The organism is Actinomycetospora chiangmaiensis DSM 45062, from assembly GCF_000379625.1.
Classification (GTDB): Bacteria; Actinomycetota; Actinomycetes; order Mycobacteriales; family Pseudonocardiaceae; genus Actinomycetospora; species Actinomycetospora chiangmaiensis.
The window spans coordinates 1-20,921 of record NZ_KB903220.1; the positions used below are offsets into that span (position 1 = coordinate 1).

A 20,921-nucleotide genomic window follows, 5' to 3' on the forward strand; every position below is an offset into this window, starting at 1 on the left:
GCGCGGGTGCTCGCGGCGCAGCCCGGCGATCTCGGCCTCGACCGCCGCCGGGGTCCGCGACGGGCTGCGGTGCGGGCGCCGTGACCGGTCCGCCAGCCCNGCCACCCCGGCCTCGTCGAACCGCCGCCGCCACCCGTACACCGTCTGCCGGGACACCCCGTAGCGGTCGGCGACCTCCGCCACCGGCGCCCCGTCCCGGACCTCCAAAACCGCCCGGTACCGCCGCTCGACCCACTAGTCGGCGCCCTCACCCACCCGATCTCCTCCCGCTCGAACAGAGCGCGGAAGCAAGATCATCCGGAGGGAAGGGTGTCAAGCATCTCCTGATGCCAGAGTGTCAACCAGGTCCTGAGACGCCACACATCACTGGCTCTTGCTGGCAGAATTCGAGGACCGCGCGAAGCGTGCTCTACGTCTTTTCACTGCCGCCTCGACTACTAGGGCTGCCTCCGAAGCCGACTCGTGCTCCCAAACGCGGATAACCACCCATCCTGCAGATTCTAGCTGGTTGTCCGTGTCACGATCGCGCTTCACGTTTGAGGCAATTTTCGATGTCCAGTATTCGGAGTTGGCGTGCGTGCGTCTTCGTCCGTGAACTGGACAACCGTGCCAAAAGCAGCCGTCGACGAATACGGCCACACGGGATGGGCCGAAGACGATGTCAGCTCTCCGCCGTAGTGACTTTATCGGCGACACGTCTACTCGATACCTCAGTCCAATAGCATGCAACACTCTCCGAAGAGCTAATTCAGGACCCGTATCCCGTGTGGGTTGTCGTTGCATGCGACGTCGAACGTCCGCAGAACTAGCCCAGGAATTTGACTGTCCCCCCTGGGGGTAACGTATGGCGGACGCAGGACGACCGGCACTATTCACTGTAAAGCTAATGCCGTGTAGTTGGGGTCAGGCGCGGCAGGCCAAGCTGGTGGGCGTCGCGGTGCGCCTGTGCCATACGCACTAGGCGTGGCCTGCTTCCTCGCAGGCTGACATACGCCTCGCCCACTCCAAGACTGCGGATCTGGTCTGTCAGGCGAGGGTTGTCCGGCTCGAGTTTGCGAGCTGCCATCGTCGCCACTGTTGCATCTGGCAGGCCAAAGCAGATTTTGGTTTGAGCATTCGCTGCCACCACTTCTGGCAGATCGAGTGGTTGCTGCGTCGCTAGGACGACGGCGAGGCCCTTCGAGCGACCCTCGCGAATCATCGTCTGCAGCGCTCTGAAATCTTTCACTCGATGGGCTTCGTCCACCACAGCCACATATCGCACCGTGTTGGGGACTGGCGGAAGGTCCTGCACCTTCAGCAAGAGTGCGGACAAGATGAAGCCGGCCGCTAAGATCGTGGTCTGCCCGTTACCTGGGATGTGGGACAACCCAAAGACGACGTTCCGGTCAATCACGTCTCCAAGCGGCGGACCAGCGCGGAACAATTCGTAGTGGGTAAGGTCCCCTAGTACACCTGCCAAGTCGTCGTCAAGACGATCGTCCAGAGTCAGCAAGGTTGGCCATCGGTCCTCAGTCCTTGCCGTCTGGTAAGCGGAGCGCAACGCCGACACGAGCTTCTGCCGTTGCCGAACGCCCATCCGAGTAAACGAGCGGGTGGCTTCGTCGACCGTGTCGCGAAGCGCAATGATCGCCGTCTCAACAGCGCGGTCTGAGTCTGATTCGAGTGCTAGCGGATTGTACGGAGCTCCCGTATTCCAGAGGTCGAGGAACTCGGCCTCCGCAAACGAGGGAAAACCCGCGTCGTCACTATAATCATTCTTGAAATCCGCAATACCGAACTTGCTTCCGCTCAGATGAGACAGCTGGCCCAGTAGACTCATCACGAACTGAGTCTTGCCCATTCCAGAGGATCCCCAAATCTCCGCGTGACCGTTCTGCAGGACGTCCTGCCCTGGTCCTGCGGGATGCCATCGGATCTCCTCGCCTGTGGTGGCGTCCCAACCGAGAACTGGAGCTGCGAAACCGGCGACGTCGATTGTGCGGTCGGAGCCCACCTGACCGTCTTCTGGTCTCGGAGAGCCGAGGTCGGCGGCGTTAGTAGATGGGTCGTCGGGGACGGGCTCTGCGTCGGCCTGGGCCACTACTTCGATTACTGCATTACCGGCGTGGACCGTCTCTTCCGGGCGGTCTATTTCCGGAGCACTTGAGGAACCTCCATCAAAGATACGACTTTCCGTCTCCCTGCCATTCGTCTCGGCAGGATCAACTGCGGCTGCTTCCGGCTGTTTCCGTGCCTCTGGCCTCCGTTTGGTACGCCCGCCTTGCAGCGGCGCCGAGGTCGCTTCCACTGTACGGAGCGTCGTCAGGTTAGCGTGCGTCGCTTGCTCGAGGAGTGACTGCGTGAGTTGAACGTTCTGGAGGACTACGGGCACGATGTCGCCCGCGACCTGCTGCGGGTAGTGCCTGCTCGATGGCTCCAAGTGTGGCCCAAAGACCAGACCAATCCCTGCCCACTCAAGAGTACCGTTACCGCGCCGGAATGCCTCAAGCGCCGCAATTTCGCGCTTATCGAGCCGAAAGCGCGACTCGCGGGCGACGGCGTAAGCCGCTTCCGTTATCCGATTGAGCCATAGGCGACTATAAACCGAGCCCGCCTCGGGATACGCAGCCCAGCGTGTAGCGGCTAAGGTCTGCTGCAGTTGGTCGAGGGCTCCACTCCCTGCGTCTGTTTCGTCGCTCCGCCGAGCTTTAACCTCGATAACAGCGACATGAACACCACATTCTTCGCTGTCGAGGGCTAGGGCGAGCAGGTCCCCCCTCTTACCTGGGAACCAGTGACGATATTCGTCGAGGCCTACAAGAAGGACCCTGCAGCCAGGGGGCAGGGGCCACGGCGTGGCAGTTGTCGCGAGTAGGCTAAATGCGACCACGTGGCCAACAAGTTCGTTGATTCCCGCGCCGGTAGTGGCGGCCTGGAGGGCCAGAATCCCGTAGCCCTGGCTCGCTACCTTGCGGATATCCGTCCCAACGTTCAAGGCTATGGCCGGGTCCGCGACTATCCCAGCGGTGCGCAAACTCCTGCCAATAGCGCGATCCGCCGGTCCTCCCGATTTCTGGCTTAGGACAAGGGACAGCGGGCTGTCGCCTCCAAGGCGCTTCTCCTGGTGCAGAATTGCTATCTCGTCTCCGAGGGCCTGCTCCAGACTGTCACGTGTTGCATAGCGGTCAAGTGTGGCAATCCATAACGCAAGATCATGTAGTTGTTGCAGCTGCTCCCGGATGTCGAGCGTGCCTGTACGAACCTCGGGTACTCGGATGCGATCGCCCGGCTCCGGCCAACCCTCGTCGACCGCGTTCTGCAACTTCAACCACGTCTGCGCGCGACCGGTGGCTCCCGGGGGCATTAGAAGTGTTCGCCGCTCCTGACGGGCGCGCTGCCACGTGCGAGGAGCGAATAGCACTTCGTCGTCGTCGGACGGGGGGTCGACTTCCGGGGACTCAACCTGTAGCCGATTACCGCCCTCGGTTAGGCCGGTGACTAAGGCGAGGTGGGCAGCCGGAGCCTCGCTACCTTGGGGGCGGATCAATTGCGCCGCCTCGTCCAAGCTGTCGACGTAGCGAAGCTCCAGAGTGTGCCGTCGCCCACGAAGCTCATCGTCCGCCCAGTGGAGCGTCTCCCACCGAGGCCGGTCGTCGTGCGAGCTACCGATACAAAAGATCTCGACCTTGCCGAGCACGGCTCGTCCAACTTTGCGGCCGAGCATCTGCACTGTCCGGTGCACAAGAAGGTCTGCGGCACCCGGTCCCCAGGTGAGGCACTTCAAGTGTCCCGCGGCTTCCGGCTGGAGAGCCAGGAGCCGCCCGAGGACACCCTCCAAAGCGGAACCCGCGTGACCACCGTCGTCGGAGGGAGAGCTTCCACCGTATAGGCTCCAGACCCTACCTTCGTTACTAGGCAATAGGGCGCGATCGCGAGTGCGCAGGCGGAGAAACGGTGGATAGTGGGCGGCGGTTGTGCGGGCGATTCCACCGACTGTCGCGACGACAGGACGGAGCACTTCCGACTCCGGCTCCTCGGCGTCGACAAGCATCCGGCGCAGCGCGTCGTGATATTGGCCGAGCCACTCGGCCTTCAGCGGAGCCAGCGGAGTTAGAGCGACACCTTGGTCGGGCATTGGACCGACGACTGCACCTGCGAGGGTGAGCTGTTCCGAATCGTCGTCTCTCCTCGCCTTCTCCCGATCGTTACAAGCTTCCTCCCAGACCGCGCACCAGGATTGCAAGCGCGCTGAGTCAAGGCCATGCTCCAGCAGATTCCGCGCAAGTGCGTTGAGCTGCTGAGCCACGGGCAGGAGCTCCGTAGGCGGGACTATCCCCGTTGGCGCGTCCGCGTCAGAGCCGGTGCAGAACGTTGCGAGACTAGGTTCTGATCGCATTGCGAGCGTAAGAGTGGGGCTTTCAGCAAAGAGCATTGCGGCCCGAAGAGTGGCAACGTCGTCTAGGTCGGGTCGCCAGTCCACCTGCACAGTATTGCCGTCGCCCTCACCGTAGACGCGGAGCTGCAGCGGAGGGAGATCGGATCGACTGAGGTCAGCATTGACAAATGCGTCTTGATCAATGTTCGTGTCGGCTGGCTGCAGAAGGAGCCCATCTATTTCTCCGCCTGTCTGGTTCCACTTTCTTAGCAATGCGCCCAGTCGCAACCGAGCGCAGGCGAGCGTCACCTGCTGACCTGCACTGCTGCGCGTCGGGCGGGCGGGAGGAGACGATAGAGTAGGAGAAAGAACTTGCACTCGTTGAATGAAAGTTCCACCAAGTTGCTGAGCTGCTCTTGCCAGCGCAGCCTCGGGGCACGATGGCCGACTTCCGTCGACGGACTTGTCTCGGAGGAGACGTTCAAGAGCGCCACGGGTCTTCTTTGAGAAAAGCTTTTGTTCTTGTCCGTCGTCCAAGTCGCAGAACGACTGGGCGGCTTCGCGCTGACGTGGACCCCGACGGAGGTCCTCCGTCTGAGCCACGTAACTGTCCCAGGGGAGCGCTGCAGCTTGGCTTGCCGATGATAGACGGTTGCGGTAGTCGGCAACCTCTGTAGCTACTGCAGCAGGAAGCTTCAAATTCCGCTGCTCGAAGATTTCGCGAGCCTCATCGAATTGAAGTGTTTCCAGAAGGCGGTCGTCCCCAGCCTGGAGAAGCGCCATAACTCGATTAGCCTCGACGGTGGCGGCGTCGCCCTGACGCAACGCCGGTCTACGAGCCAGCACGCGTTCAGTTCGTCGGCGTAGTTCGGCGTAAGCGACGGGCCGCAAAACGTCCTCGCTGGTGCGCTGACGCGCGAGATTTAAATTATCGATTATGCGGTCACTGTCAACTCGTTCTCCCGTCGAGTGATCTGCGTACGCGCCTAGGAATGTTAGAGCCTTTAACGGGTCGGTGCCGGCCGCGACCCTATCAAAGTAGGAGGCCACCGACGCTGCCCCTGGACGGCGAGCGGAACCCAAGTTAAGCAGAGCATCCCGGACCGCTCGCACCGGACCGTCGAGCGCAACGGGCGGCTTTTGCTTTGCTAGCACAGCCAGACCCTCGGCGCTTTCAAGCAGGACGCTGGGGGAGATGGACTCGAATAGAGTGAGGGACTGCCGGTCCGGCACCTGCTGACCTTCACACAGGACAAGCACAACGCCAAATTCCCCATTCCGACCGCGCCGGTTGCGAAGCTCCGTCCCTGACGCGCCAACGAGTGCGTACTGTCCGAACCGCTCTGGGGCGTCGGAGACGATAGCTAATGGAGGAAGGCCCGAGTCCCAGTCGTTCGCCATTCCTTCTGCAAGATCGGTTGACACACCCTCGATCAAAATGAAGCGGGAACTGCCGCTCATACGCTTGATATGATCGGCAAGGCCGGAACCAAGTCTGGTGCTCATACACGCACCTCCCGGCCGCTCCACGCTGCGCGCTCCCCAACTACCGTTGTGCGGTCCGAGAGTCCAAGCGCGAGCCCCGCCTCAGACATCATGCGCTCCGCTCGACGGGCGTTGCGCTCCAACGCCGCGCCATCAAGTTGGCCGGCCAAGCTGGTGTGAGCGGCCGCTTCCTGATTGATGACGAACCCCCATTCATCACGGACAGCTGCGAAGAATTCTCGGCTCGACATAGGCATCCTCGTCGACAGAGCTCCCACAAGGGCCCCGAGAAGGTCTGGAGTAGCCGTGAGGTAACGGTAACGTGTTCCTGCGATCAAGCCGATTGATTCAAAGAGGACTCGAAAGCCGTCTTCCGAGCGCCCATAGTTAGCGTTCTCGACAGCGGTTCGAGCTAACGTGAGATAATTCTCTTCGACTGAGGGATGCGTCATTCGCCGGAGTTGATGGCTGACATCTTGCAGCGCGTCTGCGACGGAGCCCTTCCTCATCTCAAAGTCGCCTTCCCACTCCTTGTGGCCTTGCAGTCCGAGCTCGCGCATACGACGCCCAAGAGTTGATACTGTCGCTTCCGCCAGCCGGATCCTGGCCCTGCGAAACGAATCTTCGGATTGCTGGCGGACCGGATCTTGGGCTCGGGCGTCGTCGCCGAAGCTCAGTAAGAGGAAGCGATCAGCCGCGGGGGTTTGGGTAATGCTCCATGCCGTTTTTAACACGTGAATCGCTAATGCGAGTGCGAGAGCGGTCCGGAGTTGCCACAACTTTTCTGGGCCGCTCGCAGACCCCTGTCCCATCACTCCGTCCGCGTGTAGGCACACCTGCGTTTCTAGGTCTCGCAGGCGAGAGTCACGGGCTTGTTCCCAGGCGTTTTTCTCATCTGACTCAACCATGGCGAAATGCTGCCTCGGAAGCGCTGCTTCGAGTTGTTCGCTGATCTTGGCTAGAGGACTTGGCGTCTTGAGAGCTTGCTGAATTGCGTCAACTGCCCGTAAGCCGTGGGGGCGAACCATCACATTTCCCGCGTCCGCAAGCATCCGGGCGAGAGTTATCCCGCTTCCACGCATGTAGACCTTGCGGACAGACCAGTCGTGCCGGCTCGGGCTTGCCTTCCGCGCGTCATACCAGAGCAAGGACTCGTGGAACGGTCGAAGTAGCCAAGCACCACGCTGGCCGCGCTGTGTATCCGGGTCCACCAGGCCCATCAAGGTCTGTTGGGCAAGCTGCAAGTGCGCAGAGCCCCGAATTTGGCTACCAGTTGAAAGTAGCTCGCCGTAGCGGGACGGCGAGGTGTCCTCGTCGCCTACCCGGCCTTTGTCTTTTCCGTACAAGAAGTTCTGTTCAAGCGCAAGACTTCGGACTGCGAAGAGTTGTCTCTTGGGACTCTTCAGATCCTCGACGCTTGGAGCTGTGTAATTGTTCTGCACTAGGGTCAACAACGTCTCAGCGCACAACTGCGAGGCACGTTCATCGCGGTCGGGATCTAGCCCAAACAGATCGACCGCTATCTGACGAGGAGCCAGTCTCCTCGATCCAGGCGCCATTACTCAGTACCGCCGGATGTGAAGTGAGGAAGAGCGACGTTGACGAGAGTCGGTGGCAAGGCTTTGGGATTCGCGACCCGCAACCCACCGTCAGGCTCAAAGGTGGACGCTAGGGTGCCGTAGAAGGCCCGTAGATCATTCATCTCAGCCACTCCTTGCCCAACAGGACCTTGGTATTCGGCCGCTTCGCAGATCGCCTCGTACATCCGAGGTTTGATCCTCAGGAGGTGGGTAGGATTATCGTCAACAATAAGTTCGACCTCTATGTGATCAACGTCTAGTAGATCCTCGACGAGGCCTTGGTCGGGGGTGGAAAGTGAGAGTCTGTTCAAAGAAATTTGACTGTGTACGAGAGACGGGCTCGCAGGCCGGAACGATCCCGGGTCTCGAGCGAACAAGCAGGCCGGGTCGGGCACGATCAAGCCCTCATCTGCACTCGAGAACCCAGTCACAAGGAAGTTGAGACCCCGGGCCATTTGCCTGACGGTGAGAACCGTATCCCGCCCTGCTGCGACGTCGTGTGCTAGGGCAATGAGTTCGGCGGTATGGCGATAGTCCAGCAGCCTGCGCGCCACAGCGGTTGGACCGCCGATGGGGTCTACGCCTTCGAAGAAGACCCTCTGTCGCCAGAGCACTTGGCCGGCGGCGTCGTTGTTGCGACCACCGACGAGGGCGTCTAGACCGTCCTCGACGCGAGTGGGATCTTCGTCAGTGCTTACCATTTCTCCGAGCGCATGGAATGTCATTGCACCCTGCAAAGTAGACACCCTATCAAGGGCCGACACGGTGCCTGCTAGTGCGACGTCTTGGTCGTCGCCGTCCGCAGCCCGAGCGCGGACTTGGGGATTTCCAGCGAGCCCGCGGATGAGGCTGGGGGCTCCGGTGCTGTCGCGAAGCCATCCGTCGATCTCTAGATCGCTGACCTCTCCTAGGCCGGCCGACCGTAGTCCGACGAGGAGGGGAGACCTTTCCAGCACGTGATCCGGAAGGCCGCCACCCACGAGGCGCGTGTAGTAGGCCTCGCTGGCGGTAAATGCCTCTGGTCCAATATCGCGGAATCTATTCTTAGTTTCGTGGCACGTATGTCCACCGACCACTGCCCACGACAGGATCGCGAGGACTTCGCGGAGAGTTGGGACCGCATCACCCGAGGCCAGACGAAGGAGCGTTCTTACTTGCTCCTGTACGACGGGGCTGCGCAATTTTTCGGCGTTGCTGCGCATGGGGCATGCACCCGAGTCGAAAGGGCATCCGTCACAACCACGCCACAGGTCGTCCCTAAAGAGGTATTCCAGAATGCTTTGCCAAAACCCGTCTGCGGTTGGGCGCTGACGGTTTACGTTGACAAAGGTGACGGCGGGAACGTCGTGGTGGGAAGCGCCATGCCTCAGGGCAAGATCAAGGCTAGCTAGCAGACCTGGCTCGTGAAGTCCCTCGAGGGTGTCTCGTAAGACGCCTTCGTTTGCGCACACCAACGCTTGCCCCGTGAGCGATTTTGTTAGGGCAGATGCCATTGCGTCCTCGCGGGCGCGTGGATCGGGGAGGCCGGACAGATCCTTCACCACCCACTTGTCCGCGGCCACCTCTGAGAGCTGGTCATTGCTTGGTAGCGTAGTGTTGAGCGTTTCGCAGAAAGCCTCTGCGACGGCCGTCTTGCCCGTGCCCGCATTGCCCGTCAGGACCACGACTCCGCTCGGTCCGTTAGAAGTCCACGAGGCGATCCAAGTAGCGAGTTTTGACCGAGCGTCGTCTCCCAAGATGGAGCTCGCGTACGTTGCGTGTTCGCGATATGCCCCAGCTTGATCAGCAGAGAAGACGGAGAGTGTGCGGAGGGCGACGACTGCTTCGAGCTCCTGAGGTGGGTTCATACGCTCAGCGCCAGCTGCTGGCCGAGAGGCCGGCGCTGACCCTCCTTCCGAGCAGTAATTAGTTCGCGTGCACTCCTCGGAGGGACACCAGCTTCAGCGAGTCGCGTGGCCAGAGCGCCTACGATGACCTCAGCAGCGGGGGGTGGGACGGCGTTCCCAACCTGGCGCCGGACTCTCGGGTAGGCGCTCCGAGCGGATCGTGGGTTCGGGCGGCAACCGTGCTGGAAGACGAAGTCGTCAGGAAAACCTTGTAGACGGGCTTTTTCCCGGTTGCTCAGTCGTCGTGGTTCAACGTGGTGGTATCCATGTGTCCCGCCCCCGCCGCCGGCGATCACGGTGTAGGCAGGTTTCCGCGGGTCCAGCCGCTTATACACGTGACTGATTAAGCCTTTGACTGCCAGCGGATGGTCGCTGTCGATCATCTCGTAATTCCCGCCCGGCGGAATGAGTTTCAGCCGCTCCACAACGTCGGGTGAGTCAAGGCCGAGCTCATGATTCGGAGCGTTGTCCGCCAGTGGGAACTTGTCGAGCACTTCGCTCACTGTCCTGTGGGCGTCAGCGAATGGTGCCGGTACTGCCGGTGGCCGTACCCGGAGGTCTCGACGTACGCCGATAACGATCAATCGGTCCCGGTGCTGGGGGACGCCGAGGTCTGCCATGTCCACGACCTGCGCTGTCAGGTCGTATCGAACACCTCCGCGTCCGGACTCCCCTGGTTGCAACGCGGACGGTGCCCGCAAGGCGTGCCGGACAAGGGTCCACGCAGCGCCGTGGTTGGCTGACAAGAGACCGGGGACGTTCTCGAGCACGAACGCGGCCGGGCGCAGATGATGCAGATAGCGCGCGACTTGTCGGAAGAGATTACCTCGCGCAGTCTTGAGGCCGTCGTGGTTCCAAAGCGTTGAGTAATCTTGGCACGGAGGCCCGGCGAGCAGGATGTCGCAGGGCACGTCGGGCACGGGCGTTTGAGTTATGTCCGCCTCGACGATGTGATTCCCGAGGTTGTGTCGGTACGTCTCTACCGCCCAGTGTTCATTGTCAATGGCCCATACGACTCGAGCCCTACCGCTGGCTTCTGCGCCGAGATCCATCCCTCCACAGCCTGCGAAGAGCGAGACTGCGGCGTACCGCTGCTGACGTCGCGCCATTGTCAGGCCGCCCTTCTTGGCATTCGAGAAGTCGATGGTGGTGCAGCATGAGCATGTAACAAGTGCGGCAATAGAGATTCCGTCACTTGGACGTGCCGATTGGTTAGGGCGGACCTTTCTGCTTCGATCCCTAGCCGGTGGCGCGCGGGCGGTCCTGGCTCGTCCGATGAGACGAGCCGGCCCGACCCAGCGAGCGCCGGCGCAGCGAAGATCGAGTTCATGAGGTCACCATAGGACGAGGGTCCGACAGTCTCGCTGCGACGGGCGCTTCGCTCGTCGGACGTACCAGGCCACGAGCTCGGCGGGACGGGGGGTGCTTAGCCTGCTCGCGGCGTGTTGAGCGCGGCATGAGGTCCTTGGCTCGGAGAGATGGGCAGGTCGGTGAGCCGGCGCCCCTGTGAGCCGCGACCCGCGCGTGGTCGGCTGGAGCGATTGCGTCACGTTTGCCCCCCTGAGGATCTGTCTGGTGATGCTGCCGTACGGCTCCCGGTCGCCGCAGGTCGGGGTGCTTCGTCCGAGCGACGACCTGGCAGACCGGGGGCGGCAGGCTTCGTGGTTGGCGGGGCTGCTTAGTCGGGGTCCGGCGCCCTGGGTGTCTGGTTAACTCCCAGTGGGGTCCTGAGGTGCCTCCACCGCTGACTGGTGAGGTGCCGTCGACGGGACGTGCGGCTCCAGGCCACTCCTCCTGTGTGTTCTTCTTTGGCGCTGGACCGCCGGCGGGTGAGATCGACCTGATGAGAGATGCGGCTCGCCGGTGTCCGCAACGTTGCCGGATCGCAGCCAGCACTTGAAGGCCAGCCTCGATGAGGGGCGCGCTGGACGTCGATCCATTCGGTGTTTAGCCGGCGTGTGGAGCGCGATAGGTCTGAACCAGGTTGGTGTGCGCCCCTGCGGTCGCCCTCTGCGCGGTCGATCATGCCAGCTGTGAGGGGCCGACCTCGCCCGGCGGCGAGCGACGGAGCGGAGATCGTGGCCAAGCCGGGGACCGTGCGACCGTGATGCCCGATCGAGGCTGAGTCCACGTCGACGTTCCCGGATCGGGCAGGAGGGTGTCGTGTTGGACCGTTGCCTTCGAGCCTGGGCCAAAGGTCTGTATCTGCCTCAAAGCTGCTGTCTTTCGCCGACAGTGCGCCGCGCAGCCCCGGCAGGCAAGGGTCGTGAGGGTCGGCGACGTCATCGGGCAACGGCGCTCGGGACGCAGGGTCGTGTGCGACGTGCTGGAGCTGCTCAGGATCGCTGGCGATAAGGCCTTCTTCGCCGACTGCTACAGGACGGCAGCGAGATCGTCAGCTAGTTCCAGGGCTCTGGGGCTGACCTCGTCGACACGCTCGGGCAGCCTGCCGCAGACGTGTTCGCCACGGTCACCGGTGCTGCGCGACCCGCTCTACACCGCGACATGAGCTACGGCCTCGAACGGCACGTGCGGGTCGGCGGCCGCGTGGCGCGGTGGCTCCCGCTGAAGCACCCGGGACAACGTATGCCGGCGTGGTTGCAGCACTACTAGAGTTGGATCGAGTCCCTCGTCAGCTAGTGCACCCCGAGGCGCTGCTGTTCGCGCGTGCTCCCACCACCGCCGCGCGGAGCGGGATGCCAGCGATGGAGCGCGGACGCGGGACGGGGTCGGGAAGGGCATTCACGACGACGAGGCCATCGACGGCCGGGTGCTCTGCGAAGCGCTGAAGCCGCACGGTCATGGCACCGTCGACGCTACCGAGGGCGGGCACCACTCCGAGCGACGCCTCCACCCGCGGGAACGGCTCGGCCACGAGCAGGGGCAGCGAGTCTCCCGTGCCCAACGCGTAGTCCCGCACGATCACCAACCCGGCGCCGGCCAACACCACGGCGAGCGCAGCGACGAGCGATCGGCTGTCGAGGTGGGGGAGCGCCGCGCTCTCGATGATCTCGACGACGCGTTGGCTCAGCAGCTCCGCGTGCACGTCTACCTCCGGGGCGATCGACGACGGCTCCGATGATGGCCCACCGCCGCTCGTCACACGAGCCCCACGAGCACCAACCCGCGCTGCTCCACAACTCCGCCCTTGACGAGGCTTCGCTGGTGTCAGATAGTCGACGCCACCGTCAAAGTCGTGGCGCGGGTCACGAGCGAGTTTCAACGAGGAGCACCGCATGGCCTACGTGATCGGCGTGGACGTGGGAGGGACCTTCACCGACGCGGTCTTGGATGACGACTCCGGGTCGGTCATCGCCGCGAAGGCCCCGTCGACACCTCCGGACTACTCTCGGGGCGTGCTCGACGTCCTGGAGCTGCTGGCCGAGCAGCTGGGACGGTCGCTGGAGGAGATGCTGGCCGAGACCCACCACATCGCCCACGGCACCACCTCGAGCCTGAACGCCCTGGTGCAGCGCAAGGTCCCCGACGTCGGGTTCCTGACCACCAAGGGCCACCGCGACTCGATCTTCATCATGAACGTCGAGGGCCGGTACCTGGGCCGCTCCCCGCACGAGCTGCAGCACGTACTGGCGCAGGACAAGGACCACTACCTGCTGCCCAAGCGGCACGCCCTCGAGGTCACCGAGCGGATCGACCGCGACGGCAACGTCATCGTCGCCCTCGACGAGGACGAGGTCCGCACCCAGGTCGAGAAGCTCCGCAGCGAGGGCATCCAGGCCATCGCGGTCTCCCTGCTCTGGGCCTTCCGCAACCCGACCCACGAGCGGCGTATCCGCGAGATCGTCGCCGAGATCGACCCCGACATCTACGTCGCGCTCTCCAGCGAGGTCAGCCCCCGCATCCGCGAGTTCGCCCGCAACTCCACGACGATCATGTCGACGCAGGTTGGACCCGGTCTGCGCGACTACCTCGCCAACCTCGAGTCGAGCCTCAAGCAGAAGGGCCTCGGCGGGCCGCTGCTCGTCATGCAGTCCAACGGGGGAGCGGTCGCCGCGAGCGAGGCCCCGCAGCAGGCCATCTCCACCGTCGGGTCGGTCCTCACCGGCGGTGTCATCGGATCGGTCCAGCTCGGCCAGAAGCTCGGCCACAAGAACATCATCTCCACCGACGTCGGCGGCACCACCTTCCTCGTCGGGCTCATCGTCGACGGCGAGCCCGAGCGCGACACCACCACCGTCATCAACCACCATCCGATCAACGTCCCCACGCTGAAGGTCCACGCCATCGGCTCCGGCGGCGGCGCGATCGCGTGGGTCGACGCCGGCGGCAACCTCCGCATCGGACCCCACAGCGCGCAGGCCGTCCCCGGTCCCGCCTGCTACGACCAGGGCGGCACCGAGCCCACCAACACCGACGCCAATCTCGTCCTGGGCATCCTCCCGACGACGGGTCTGCTCGGCGGTCGCAAGGCGCTCAGCCTCGAGAAGGCAAGACAAGCCATCAAGGCCAAGGTCGCCGACCCGCTCGGGCTCTCCGTCGAGGACGCCGCGGCCGCCATCCACGCCGCGCAGAACGCCCAGACCGGCGACCTGCTGCGCAAGAGCGTCGTCGAGGCCGGGCACGACCCGCGCGACTTCGTCCTCTACGCCTTCGGCGGCTCCGGCCCCGCGTTCTGCGCGAAGTACGCGACCCACCTCGGGGTCGACGAGGTCGTCGTCCCGCTCGGCCCGGTGGCCTCGGCGTTCTCCGCCTACGGCCTCGCTGCCTCCGACATCGCGCTCGCGCAGGAGCTCTCGGACCCCGCCCAGCTCCCCGTCGACGCCGTCCGCGCCGAGAAGAACTTCGCCCAGCTCGAGGACCAGGTCCGCCAGGGCCTCGACCGCCAGGGCCTCAAGTTCGACCGCGTCGAGATCGTCCGCGAGATCGACATGCGCTATGCCATGCAGCTGGCCGAGGTCACGGTCCCGGTCGCCGACGGCCCCGTCGACGCCGGCGCCCTGCAGGACGCCGCCAACCGCTTCGAGCAGAAGTACGCCGACCTCTACGGCAAGGGCACCGGCTTCTCCGCCGCCGGCATCCAGGCCATCACCTATCGCGTCCGCGGCCGCGGCGTCCTCCCGTTCAGCCCGGAGCTCCCGCCGCTCGAGCGCGCCGTCGGAGAGCCGGAAGCCCAGAGCACCAGGCCCGTCTACCTCGAGATCGGCCAGGGCTTCGTCGACACCCCGATCTACGACTACACGACCCTGCGCGCCGGCCACGTCATCACCGGACCCGCCGTCATCGAGGTCCCGACGACGACGGTGGTCGTCCCCGACGGCCGCACCGGCACCGTCGACGAGCTCGGCAACCTCCACATCCGCAGGACCCAGGGAGCCTAGGAAATGACGATGGCCGTCCCCGGCTCCGAGCACTTCGCGAGCCGCCCGATCGACCCCGCCACGCTCGCCGCGCAGCTCCCGGCGAGCCTGCCGATCCACACCGTCACCCAGGAGCAGATCGACGCGCTCGACCCGCTGACCTACGAGGTCATCCGGCACCGCCTCTGGTCGGTCACCGACGAGATGGGCGAGGCGCTCAAGCGGATGTCCGGCTCGCCGATCGTCACCGACGCGAACGACTTCGACTTCGCGGTCTCCGACGAGCTCGGCCAGGAGGTGCAGGTCGGGCTCTACAACACGATGCTCGTCGGCGCCGTCGACCTCGCCATCTACTGGACCCTGCAGCACCGCTCGGTCAACCCCGGCATCGCCGAGGGCGACATGTTCCTCACCAACGACCCGTGGGTCGGCGGCGGGCTGCACCAGAACGACGCGATGGTCTACCAGCCGGTGTTCTGGGAGGGGAAGCTCTTCGGCTGGACCTCCGCGATCGCCCACCAGGCCGACCTCGGGGGCGTCGGCCTCGGCTCCTTCTCCCCGGCCGCGCAGGACGTCTTCTCCGAGTCGCTGCCCACCCCGCCGATCAAGGTCGTCCGCGACGGCGTGCTGCAGGACGACGTCGCCGACGTCTGGGTCCGCCGCTCCCGCGTGCCCATGATGATCGGGCTCGACCTCCGCGCGAAGGTCGGCGCCAACTCCGTCGGTCGCGACCGCCTCATCGCCGTCATCGAGCAGTACGGCGCCGACACGGTCAAGGCCGTGATGAAGCGGATGATGTCCGACGCCGAGTCGCGCCTGCGGGGCAAGCTCACCGACCTTCCCGACGGCAGGTGGCGCGCCACCGGCTACCAGGACCAGTCCCACACCGGCGACCGCGGCCTGCACAAGATCACGGTCGAGATGCGCAAGGCCGGCGACCACCTGACCTTCGACTTCACCGGCACCGACCCGCAGTCCGGGGTCGTCAACTGCACCTACGCCGGCATGCGCGGCGGCGTCATGCTCGCGCTGCTGCCGATCCTCGCGGGCGACATCCCGTGGTCGGCCGGCGGGCTCATGCGGTGCTTCGACCTCGTCGCCGAGGAAGGCACGATCAACAACGCGAGCTTCCCGGCGGCCGTCGGGCGCGGACCGATCGGACCGGCATGGCTCACCGGCAACCTCGTCGCCGAGTGCCTCTCCCAGATGCTCGACCAGGCGCCCGAACTCGACGCGCACGTCCAGTCCGCCTGCTGCGGCACCTGGGACACCGCCGTCATCGCCGGCCTCGACCAGCGCGGCGCGGTCCCGACGCCGTTCCTCTCCATCCTCATGGACCCCATGGCCGGCGGCTACGGCGCCCAGCCCCAGGCCGACGGCATGGACACCGGCGGACTGTTCTGCATCCCGATGGGCCGCGTGCCCGACGTCGAGATGACCGAGTTCCTCTACCCGGTCCTCGCCCTCTGGCGGCGCGAGGAGCCGGACTCAGGCGGTCCCGGACGACGCCGCGGCGGCGTCTCCGCGTCGATGGCGGTCACCCCGCACGGCACGAGCTTCCCGATCGGCCTCGTCCTCGCCTCCAACGGCAAGGCGGTCAGCCAGAACAACGGGCTCGCCGGCGGCTATCCCGGCAACACGGGCGTCGAGTACATCGCCCGCGGCGCCGAGGTCACGACGATGCTCGGGGCCGGTCAGCTGCCCGCGGACCTCGCCGAGGTCGGCGGGACGGCCGAGCTGCAGCCCTGCTACGGCGAGACCTACGTGGCGCCCGGCGAGGTGTTCACGATGTTCTGGCAGGGCGGCGGGGGTTACGGCGACCCGCTGACGCGGACGCCGGAGGACGTCGCCCGCGACGTGCGCGAGGAGAAGGTCACCGCGGCGGCCGCCGAGCAGGCGTACGGCGTGGTGGTCGACGGCACCGGCGCGGTGGACGCCGAGGCGACCGAGACCCGTCGTCGGGAACTGCGGGAAGCCCGCCGCACCCGGGGCGCGAGCGAGGGCACGCGGGAGACGGTCGACCTGACCGACGCGCGCCGGCTGGACGACAACCTCGTCGCGGTCGGCGAGCAGGTGGCGTGCGCGCACTGTGCGACGCTGCTCGGGACGGGTGCCGTGGGCGAGCTCGACCTGGTCCGCTACGAGGGGCCGGTCAGCGACGCGGGCCCGCAGGTCGTGGACAACGCGGGCGAGTACGTCGACGGCGCGGTGCACTTCCGGCAGTACTGCTGCCCGGGGTGCTTCACGGCGGTGTCGACGGCGGTCGTGCCGGTCGACCACGTCGACGACGTGACCCGCACCAGCCGCGTGCTCGCGGACGCCCGCTCGTGAAGCTGGATCGCGTCGCCGTGCTCGGCGGGGGACCAGGAGGTCTCTACGCCGCACGGCTGATCAAGCTCGCGCAGCCCGGGTGCGACGTCGTCGTGCACGAGCAGGGCGTGCCGGACCAGACGTTCGGGTTCGGGGTCGGGCTCGCGGCGCGGACGCAGCGCAAGCTCGCCGAGGCCGACCCTGCCTCGCTCGACGACATCCTCGCCACCGCGTGGTCGCACGACATGCGGATGCGCGTGGGGGAGCGGTCGGCGGGGATGAGCGTGAACTCGCTGGTCGCCGTCGGGCGGGCCGACCTGCTGCGGGTGCTGCAGCGGCACGCCGAGAACGCCGGGGTGAAGCTCGAGTTCGGCACGCGGCGCACCGCCGACGAGCTGGACGCGGACCTGGTGATCGCGGCGGACGGGGTCGGGAGCGCGACCCGGTCAGCCGGCGACTTCGGCGAGGACGTCGAGGTCGGGTCGGGGTGGTACCTGTGGGCCGGGGTCGACACGGCGCTGCCCCACGCGCTGTTCGCCCCGGAACGCACCGAGCACGGGGTGTTCGTGACGCACGCCTACCCCTACGCAGCCGACCGCAGCACGTTCCTGGTGGAGACCGAGCCGGCGACGCTCGCGGCGGCCGGGTTCGACCGCGAGGTGCCGGCGGACTCCTCCGACGAGGAGGCGCTCGACTACCTCTCCGACGTCTTCGCCGACCACCTCGACGGCCACCGGCTGATCGGCAACCGCACCCGCTGGCTGCAGTTCCGGACGGTGCGGTGCGCGACCTGGCACCACGGGCGCACCGTGCTCCTCGGGGACGCGGCGCACACCGCGCACTACTCGGTGGGGTCGGGGACGAAGCTGGCGATGGAGGACGCGATCGCACTGGTCACCGCACTCGGCGAGGCCGACGACCTCGACACCGCTCTGAGCGACTACGAGGCCGCCCGCCGTCCCGCCGTGGAGCGGATCCAGGACATCGCCGAGCGCTCCCGCCGCTGGTGGGAGACGTTCCCGGAGCGCCTGGAGCTGCCGGTCGAGCAGCTGCTCGTCGCGTACATGAGCCGGGCCGGGAACGTGCCGCTGGACCGCTTCGCCGCGGGGACACCCGACGTCGTGAACGCCGCCCTGCAGCAGTGGGCGGGGGACGAGCCGCCGGCCGGGGCGTCGCTGGCGGAGTGGGTGTTGGCGCAGTCGTTGCGGCCGTCCACGCCTGGCCAGGAGCCGGAGGTCGAGGACGAGCCGGCCGGGCCGCGGGGCTTCGACTCGCGGGTCGTCGCCGACGACCCGTCCGCCCTCGACGCGACGGTGCTGGACCTGGGTGCTGACGACCGGCCGTCGGGGGACGAGGCGACGGTGGAGGACGCGGTGCGGCAGGGAGAACGGATCATCGACACGGTCTGGCTGACCGGCGCCGACGACCGCGCCTCCGTCCTGACCCGCCTCGAGGTCGCCGAGCGGCTGCGACGACGCACGCCCGCGCTGGTCGTCGTCGCCGGCCCGCACGCCTGCCGTGAGGACTTCGCCGACGGCCTCGCGGCCGACCGCATCCACCTGGCGGCCCTCCGGGGCGAGCGAAGCGACGGGGAAGGGCACCGATGAGCCTCCTCGGCACGAAGACGATCGCCGACGAGTTCCACACGGTCGCCCTCGCATATCCCGACCGGGACGCCGTCGTCGCCGCGCAGGGCCGCAGGACCTACGCCGAGCTCGACCGCGAGACCGACCGCATCGCCGTCGGCCTCGCCGAGCTCGGGCTGCGGCCGGGCGACCCGGTGATCGTGCAGGTCACGAACCGGCTCGAGACCGTCGTCGCCTGGTACGCGATGCTCAAGGCCGGGCTCGTCCCGGTCGCGACCCTCGCCGCCCACCGCGGTCACGAGATCGCCCACATCAGCCGGGCGGTCGGCGCGCGGGCGCACCTCGTCGAGGCCGGCACGCGCGGCATCGACCTGGTGGAGTTCGCCCGCGAGCAGGGTCGCGACCACCCGACGATGCACCACGTCCTCGTCCTCGGCGACCTCCCCGTCGCCGAGATCGACCCCGACGAGGCCCGCAAGCGCGTCGAGGAGATCCAGCGTGGCCTCGACCCGGGCGGGATCGCGGTCTTCCAGCTCTCCGGCGGCACCACGGGCGTCCCGAAGCTGATCCCGCGCCACCACACCGAGTACTGGTACAACGCCCGCGCCTACGCGGACGTCCTGGGCTGGACCGCCGACGACCGCGTCGGCCACCTCATCCCCGTCATCCACAACGCCGGGGTGGTCTGCGGCGTGCACGCCTCGCACTGCGTCGGCGCGTGCCTGGTTCTCACCGACCACGACCTCGACACCGCCATGCCCCTGCTCGTCGCCGAGCGCACCACCTCGGTGCTCTTCGGCCACGTCCACTACCGCGCGCCCGAGCACCCGCTCTACGACCAGCTCGCGCAGACGTTGCGCGTCGTCCTGCTCTCCGGCGCCAAGGTCTCCGAGGAGCTCTTCACGACGACGGGTCGCGGTGGAGCCTGGGTGGGGCAGCTCTTCGGTATGGCCGAGGGCATGTTCCTGGTGACGCCGCAGGGCACGTCCGCAGAGCTACGCCGGGAGACGGTCGGCGTGCCGATCTCACCGGCGGACGAGGTGCGCCTCCTCGAGCCGGGCACCGAGACGGAGGTGCCCGACGGCGAGGTGGGCGAGCTCTGCTGCCGCGGCCCGTACACGCTGCGCGCCTACTACGGCGTGGACCGGCCCGAGGCGTTCACGTCCGACGGCTTCTACCGAACCGGCGACCTCGCCGCGGTCCTGCTGCTCGACGGGCATCGCGCGATCTCGATCGAGGGCCGCATCAAGGACCTCATCAACCGGGGCGGCGAGAAGATCAACGCCGAGGAGGTCGAGCTGCTGCTCCTCGCCCACCCGCACGTGGTGGAGGCGGCGCTCGTCGCGATGCCCGACCCGCGCCTCGGCGAGCGCGGCTGCGCCTACCTGACCACGGACGGCACGCCCGTGACCCTGGCGGACCTGCGCGATCACCTGCACCGGCTCGACGTCGCGAAGTTCAAGTGGCCCGAGCGCGTGGAGCTGGTGGAGGCGCTGCCGCGCACGAAGGTCGGGAAGCTCGACAAGAAGGCCATGACGGCCGACATCACCGCACGCCTGTCAGGGGAGAACCCGTGAGCCACCACCGCATCGGGATGATCGTCCCGAGCTCGAACGTCACCGTCGAGACCGAGATCCCAGCGCTCCTGGCCCGCCACGCGACCGAGACGTTCTCGTTCCACGGCAGCCGGATGCGCATGCACAAGGTGACGCCCGAGGAGCTCGTCGCCATGAACGCGCAGCGCGGACGGTGCGTCGACGAGCTCGCCGACGCCGGCGTCGACGCCCTGCTCTACGCGTGCCTCGTCGCGGTCATGGCACAGGGTGCGGGGGAGCACCGTCGGGTCGAGTCCGCCGTCGCCGCCCAGCTCGCGGAGCGGGGGCTGCCGGCGGGGCTGGTGTCGTCGGCGGGGGCGCTGGTCGACGCGCTGGCAGCGCAGTCGTGGGCACGGGTCGCCCTCGTGATGCCGTACATGCGGCCGCTGGCCGAGCAGGTCGTGGCCTACCTCGAGGCCGAGGGGATCGAGATCGTCGACTGGGCCGCGCTCGAGGTCGGCGACAACACCGAGGTCGGCTGCATCCCGGGCTCGCGGGTGGTCGAGGCCGCGCGGGGGCTGGACCTGTCGCGCGCGGATGCGCTCGTCATCTCGTGCTGCGTGCAGATGCCGTCGCTGCCGCTGGTGCCCGTCGTCGAGCAGGAGCTGGGGCTGCCCGTGCTCTCCGCCGCGACGGCGGGGGCGTTCTGCCTGCTGCGCTCGCTCGGCCTGCCGCCGGAGCTTCCTGACGCCGGGTCGCTCCTCGCTTCGCCGGTGGGTGCTCACGCGGGGTGACCTCGGTCCGCGGAGCATGCCGGAGAACCGGTGCCGCCGGCATCGGTTCTCCGACGTCGGGTCCGCGCAG

The 20,921-nt window shown here is 66.4% G+C and carries 11 protein-coding genes and 1 pseudogene; 5 read left to right on the forward strand and 7 right to left on the reverse strand.

What is annotated here, in order from left to right:
- The 7 genes and pseudogenes from A3CO_RS30935 to A3CO_RS0108535 all read right to left on the reverse strand — a co-directional run.
- Window positions 1–228, reverse strand: a pseudogene (locus A3CO_RS30935) (helix-turn-helix domain-containing protein); the annotation flags it as partial.
- 135 nt (window positions 229–363) lie between these two features.
- Window positions 364–876: a very short patch repair endonuclease gene (locus A3CO_RS36620; protein WP_342663153.1), complete on the reverse strand. Its 513-nt coding sequence runs from the start codon at window positions 874–876 to the stop codon at window positions 364–366.
- Between the two features lie 7 nt (window positions 877–883).
- A complete protein-coding gene (locus tag A3CO_RS36625) occupies window positions 884–5,863 on the reverse strand; it encodes an ATP-binding protein (RefSeq protein ID WP_033414095.1) in 4,980 nt (1,659 codons plus the stop codon).
- Complete coding sequence (locus A3CO_RS30945) at window positions 5,860–7,284, reverse strand: hypothetical protein (RefSeq protein WP_211214421.1); 1,425 nt, start codon at window positions 7,282–7,284, stop codon at window positions 5,860–5,862. Before A3CO_RS30945 ends, A3CO_RS36625 begins: the two co-directional genes overlap by 4 nt.
- 116 nt (window positions 7,285–7,400) lie before the next feature.
- Window positions 7,401–9,086 carry a hypothetical protein gene (locus A3CO_RS30950; protein WP_211214422.1) on the reverse strand — a complete coding sequence of 562 codons (1,686 nt, stop codon included), beginning with the start codon at window positions 9,084–9,086 and terminating at the stop codon, window positions 7,401–7,403.
- A gap of 179 nt (window positions 9,087–9,265) precedes the next feature.
- On the reverse strand, window positions 9,266–10,417 hold the full coding sequence (locus A3CO_RS40330; protein WP_051085895.1) for a DNA cytosine methyltransferase: 1,152 nt from the start codon (window positions 10,415–10,417) through the stop codon (window positions 9,266–9,268).
- A gap of 1,523 nt (window positions 10,418–11,940) precedes the next feature.
- Window positions 11,941–12,354 (reverse strand): hypothetical protein, encoded by a 414-nt coding sequence (locus A3CO_RS0108535; protein WP_018331826.1) that lies wholly within the window; start codon window positions 12,352–12,354, stop codon window positions 11,941–11,943.
- Between the two features lie 190 nt (window positions 12,355–12,544).
- Between A3CO_RS0108535 and A3CO_RS0108540 the strand changes: the two genes are divergently transcribed.
- The 5 genes from A3CO_RS0108540 to A3CO_RS0108560 are packed head-to-tail and all read left to right on the forward strand — an operon-like array spanning window position 12,545 to window position 20,851.
- Window positions 12,545–14,647 (forward strand): hydantoinase/oxoprolinase family protein, encoded by a 2,103-nt coding sequence (locus tag A3CO_RS0108540; RefSeq protein WP_018331827.1) that lies wholly within the window; start codon window positions 12,545–12,547, stop codon window positions 14,645–14,647.
- A 3-nt stretch (window positions 14,648–14,650) separates the two neighbouring features.
- Window positions 14,651–16,957, forward strand: a complete 2,307-nt coding sequence (locus A3CO_RS0108545) for a hydantoinase B/oxoprolinase family protein (RefSeq protein WP_018331828.1) — start codon at window positions 14,651–14,653, stop codon at window positions 16,955–16,957.
- Window positions 16,954–18,543: an FAD-dependent monooxygenase gene (locus tag A3CO_RS30955; RefSeq protein ID WP_018331829.1), complete on the forward strand. Its 1,590-nt coding sequence runs from the start codon at window positions 16,954–16,956 to the stop codon at window positions 18,541–18,543. The genes A3CO_RS0108545 and A3CO_RS30955 overlap by 4 nt, the downstream gene beginning before the upstream one ends.
- On the forward strand, window positions 18,540–20,099 hold the full coding sequence (locus A3CO_RS30960; protein ID WP_018331830.1) for a (2,3-dihydroxybenzoyl)adenylate synthase: 1,560 nt from the start codon (window positions 18,540–18,542) through the stop codon (window positions 20,097–20,099). The genes A3CO_RS30955 and A3CO_RS30960 overlap by 4 nt, the downstream gene beginning before the upstream one ends.
- Window positions 20,096–20,851, forward strand: coding sequence for a maleate cis-trans isomerase family protein (locus A3CO_RS0108560; RefSeq protein WP_018331831.1), 756 nt, complete (start codon window positions 20,096–20,098; stop codon window positions 20,849–20,851). The genes A3CO_RS30960 and A3CO_RS0108560 overlap by 4 nt, the downstream gene beginning before the upstream one ends.
- Window positions 20,852–20,921 lie beyond the last annotated feature (70 nt).

What these genes read in the sequence shown, in the direction of transcription:
- A3CO_RS0108545 (WP_018331828.1), top strand. Translation starts at nt 14,651, where the DNA reads ATGACGATGGCCGTCCCCGGCTCCGAGCACTTCGCGAGCCGCCCGATC.
- A3CO_RS40330 (WP_051085895.1), bottom strand. Translation starts at nt 10,417, where the DNA reads ATGGCGCGACGTCAGCAGCGGTACGCCGCAGTCTCGCTCTTCGCAGGC.
- A3CO_RS0108540 (WP_018331827.1), top strand. Translation starts at nt 12,545, where the DNA reads ATGGCCTACGTGATCGGCGTGGACGTGGGAGGGACCTTCACCGACGCG.
- A3CO_RS36625 (WP_033414095.1), bottom strand. Translation starts at nt 5,863, where the DNA reads ATGAGCACCAGACTTGGTTCCGGCCTTGCCGATCATATCAAGCGTATG.
- A3CO_RS30960 (WP_018331830.1), top strand. Translation starts at nt 18,540, where the DNA reads ATGAGCCTCCTCGGCACGAAGACGATCGCCGACGAGTTCCACACGGTC.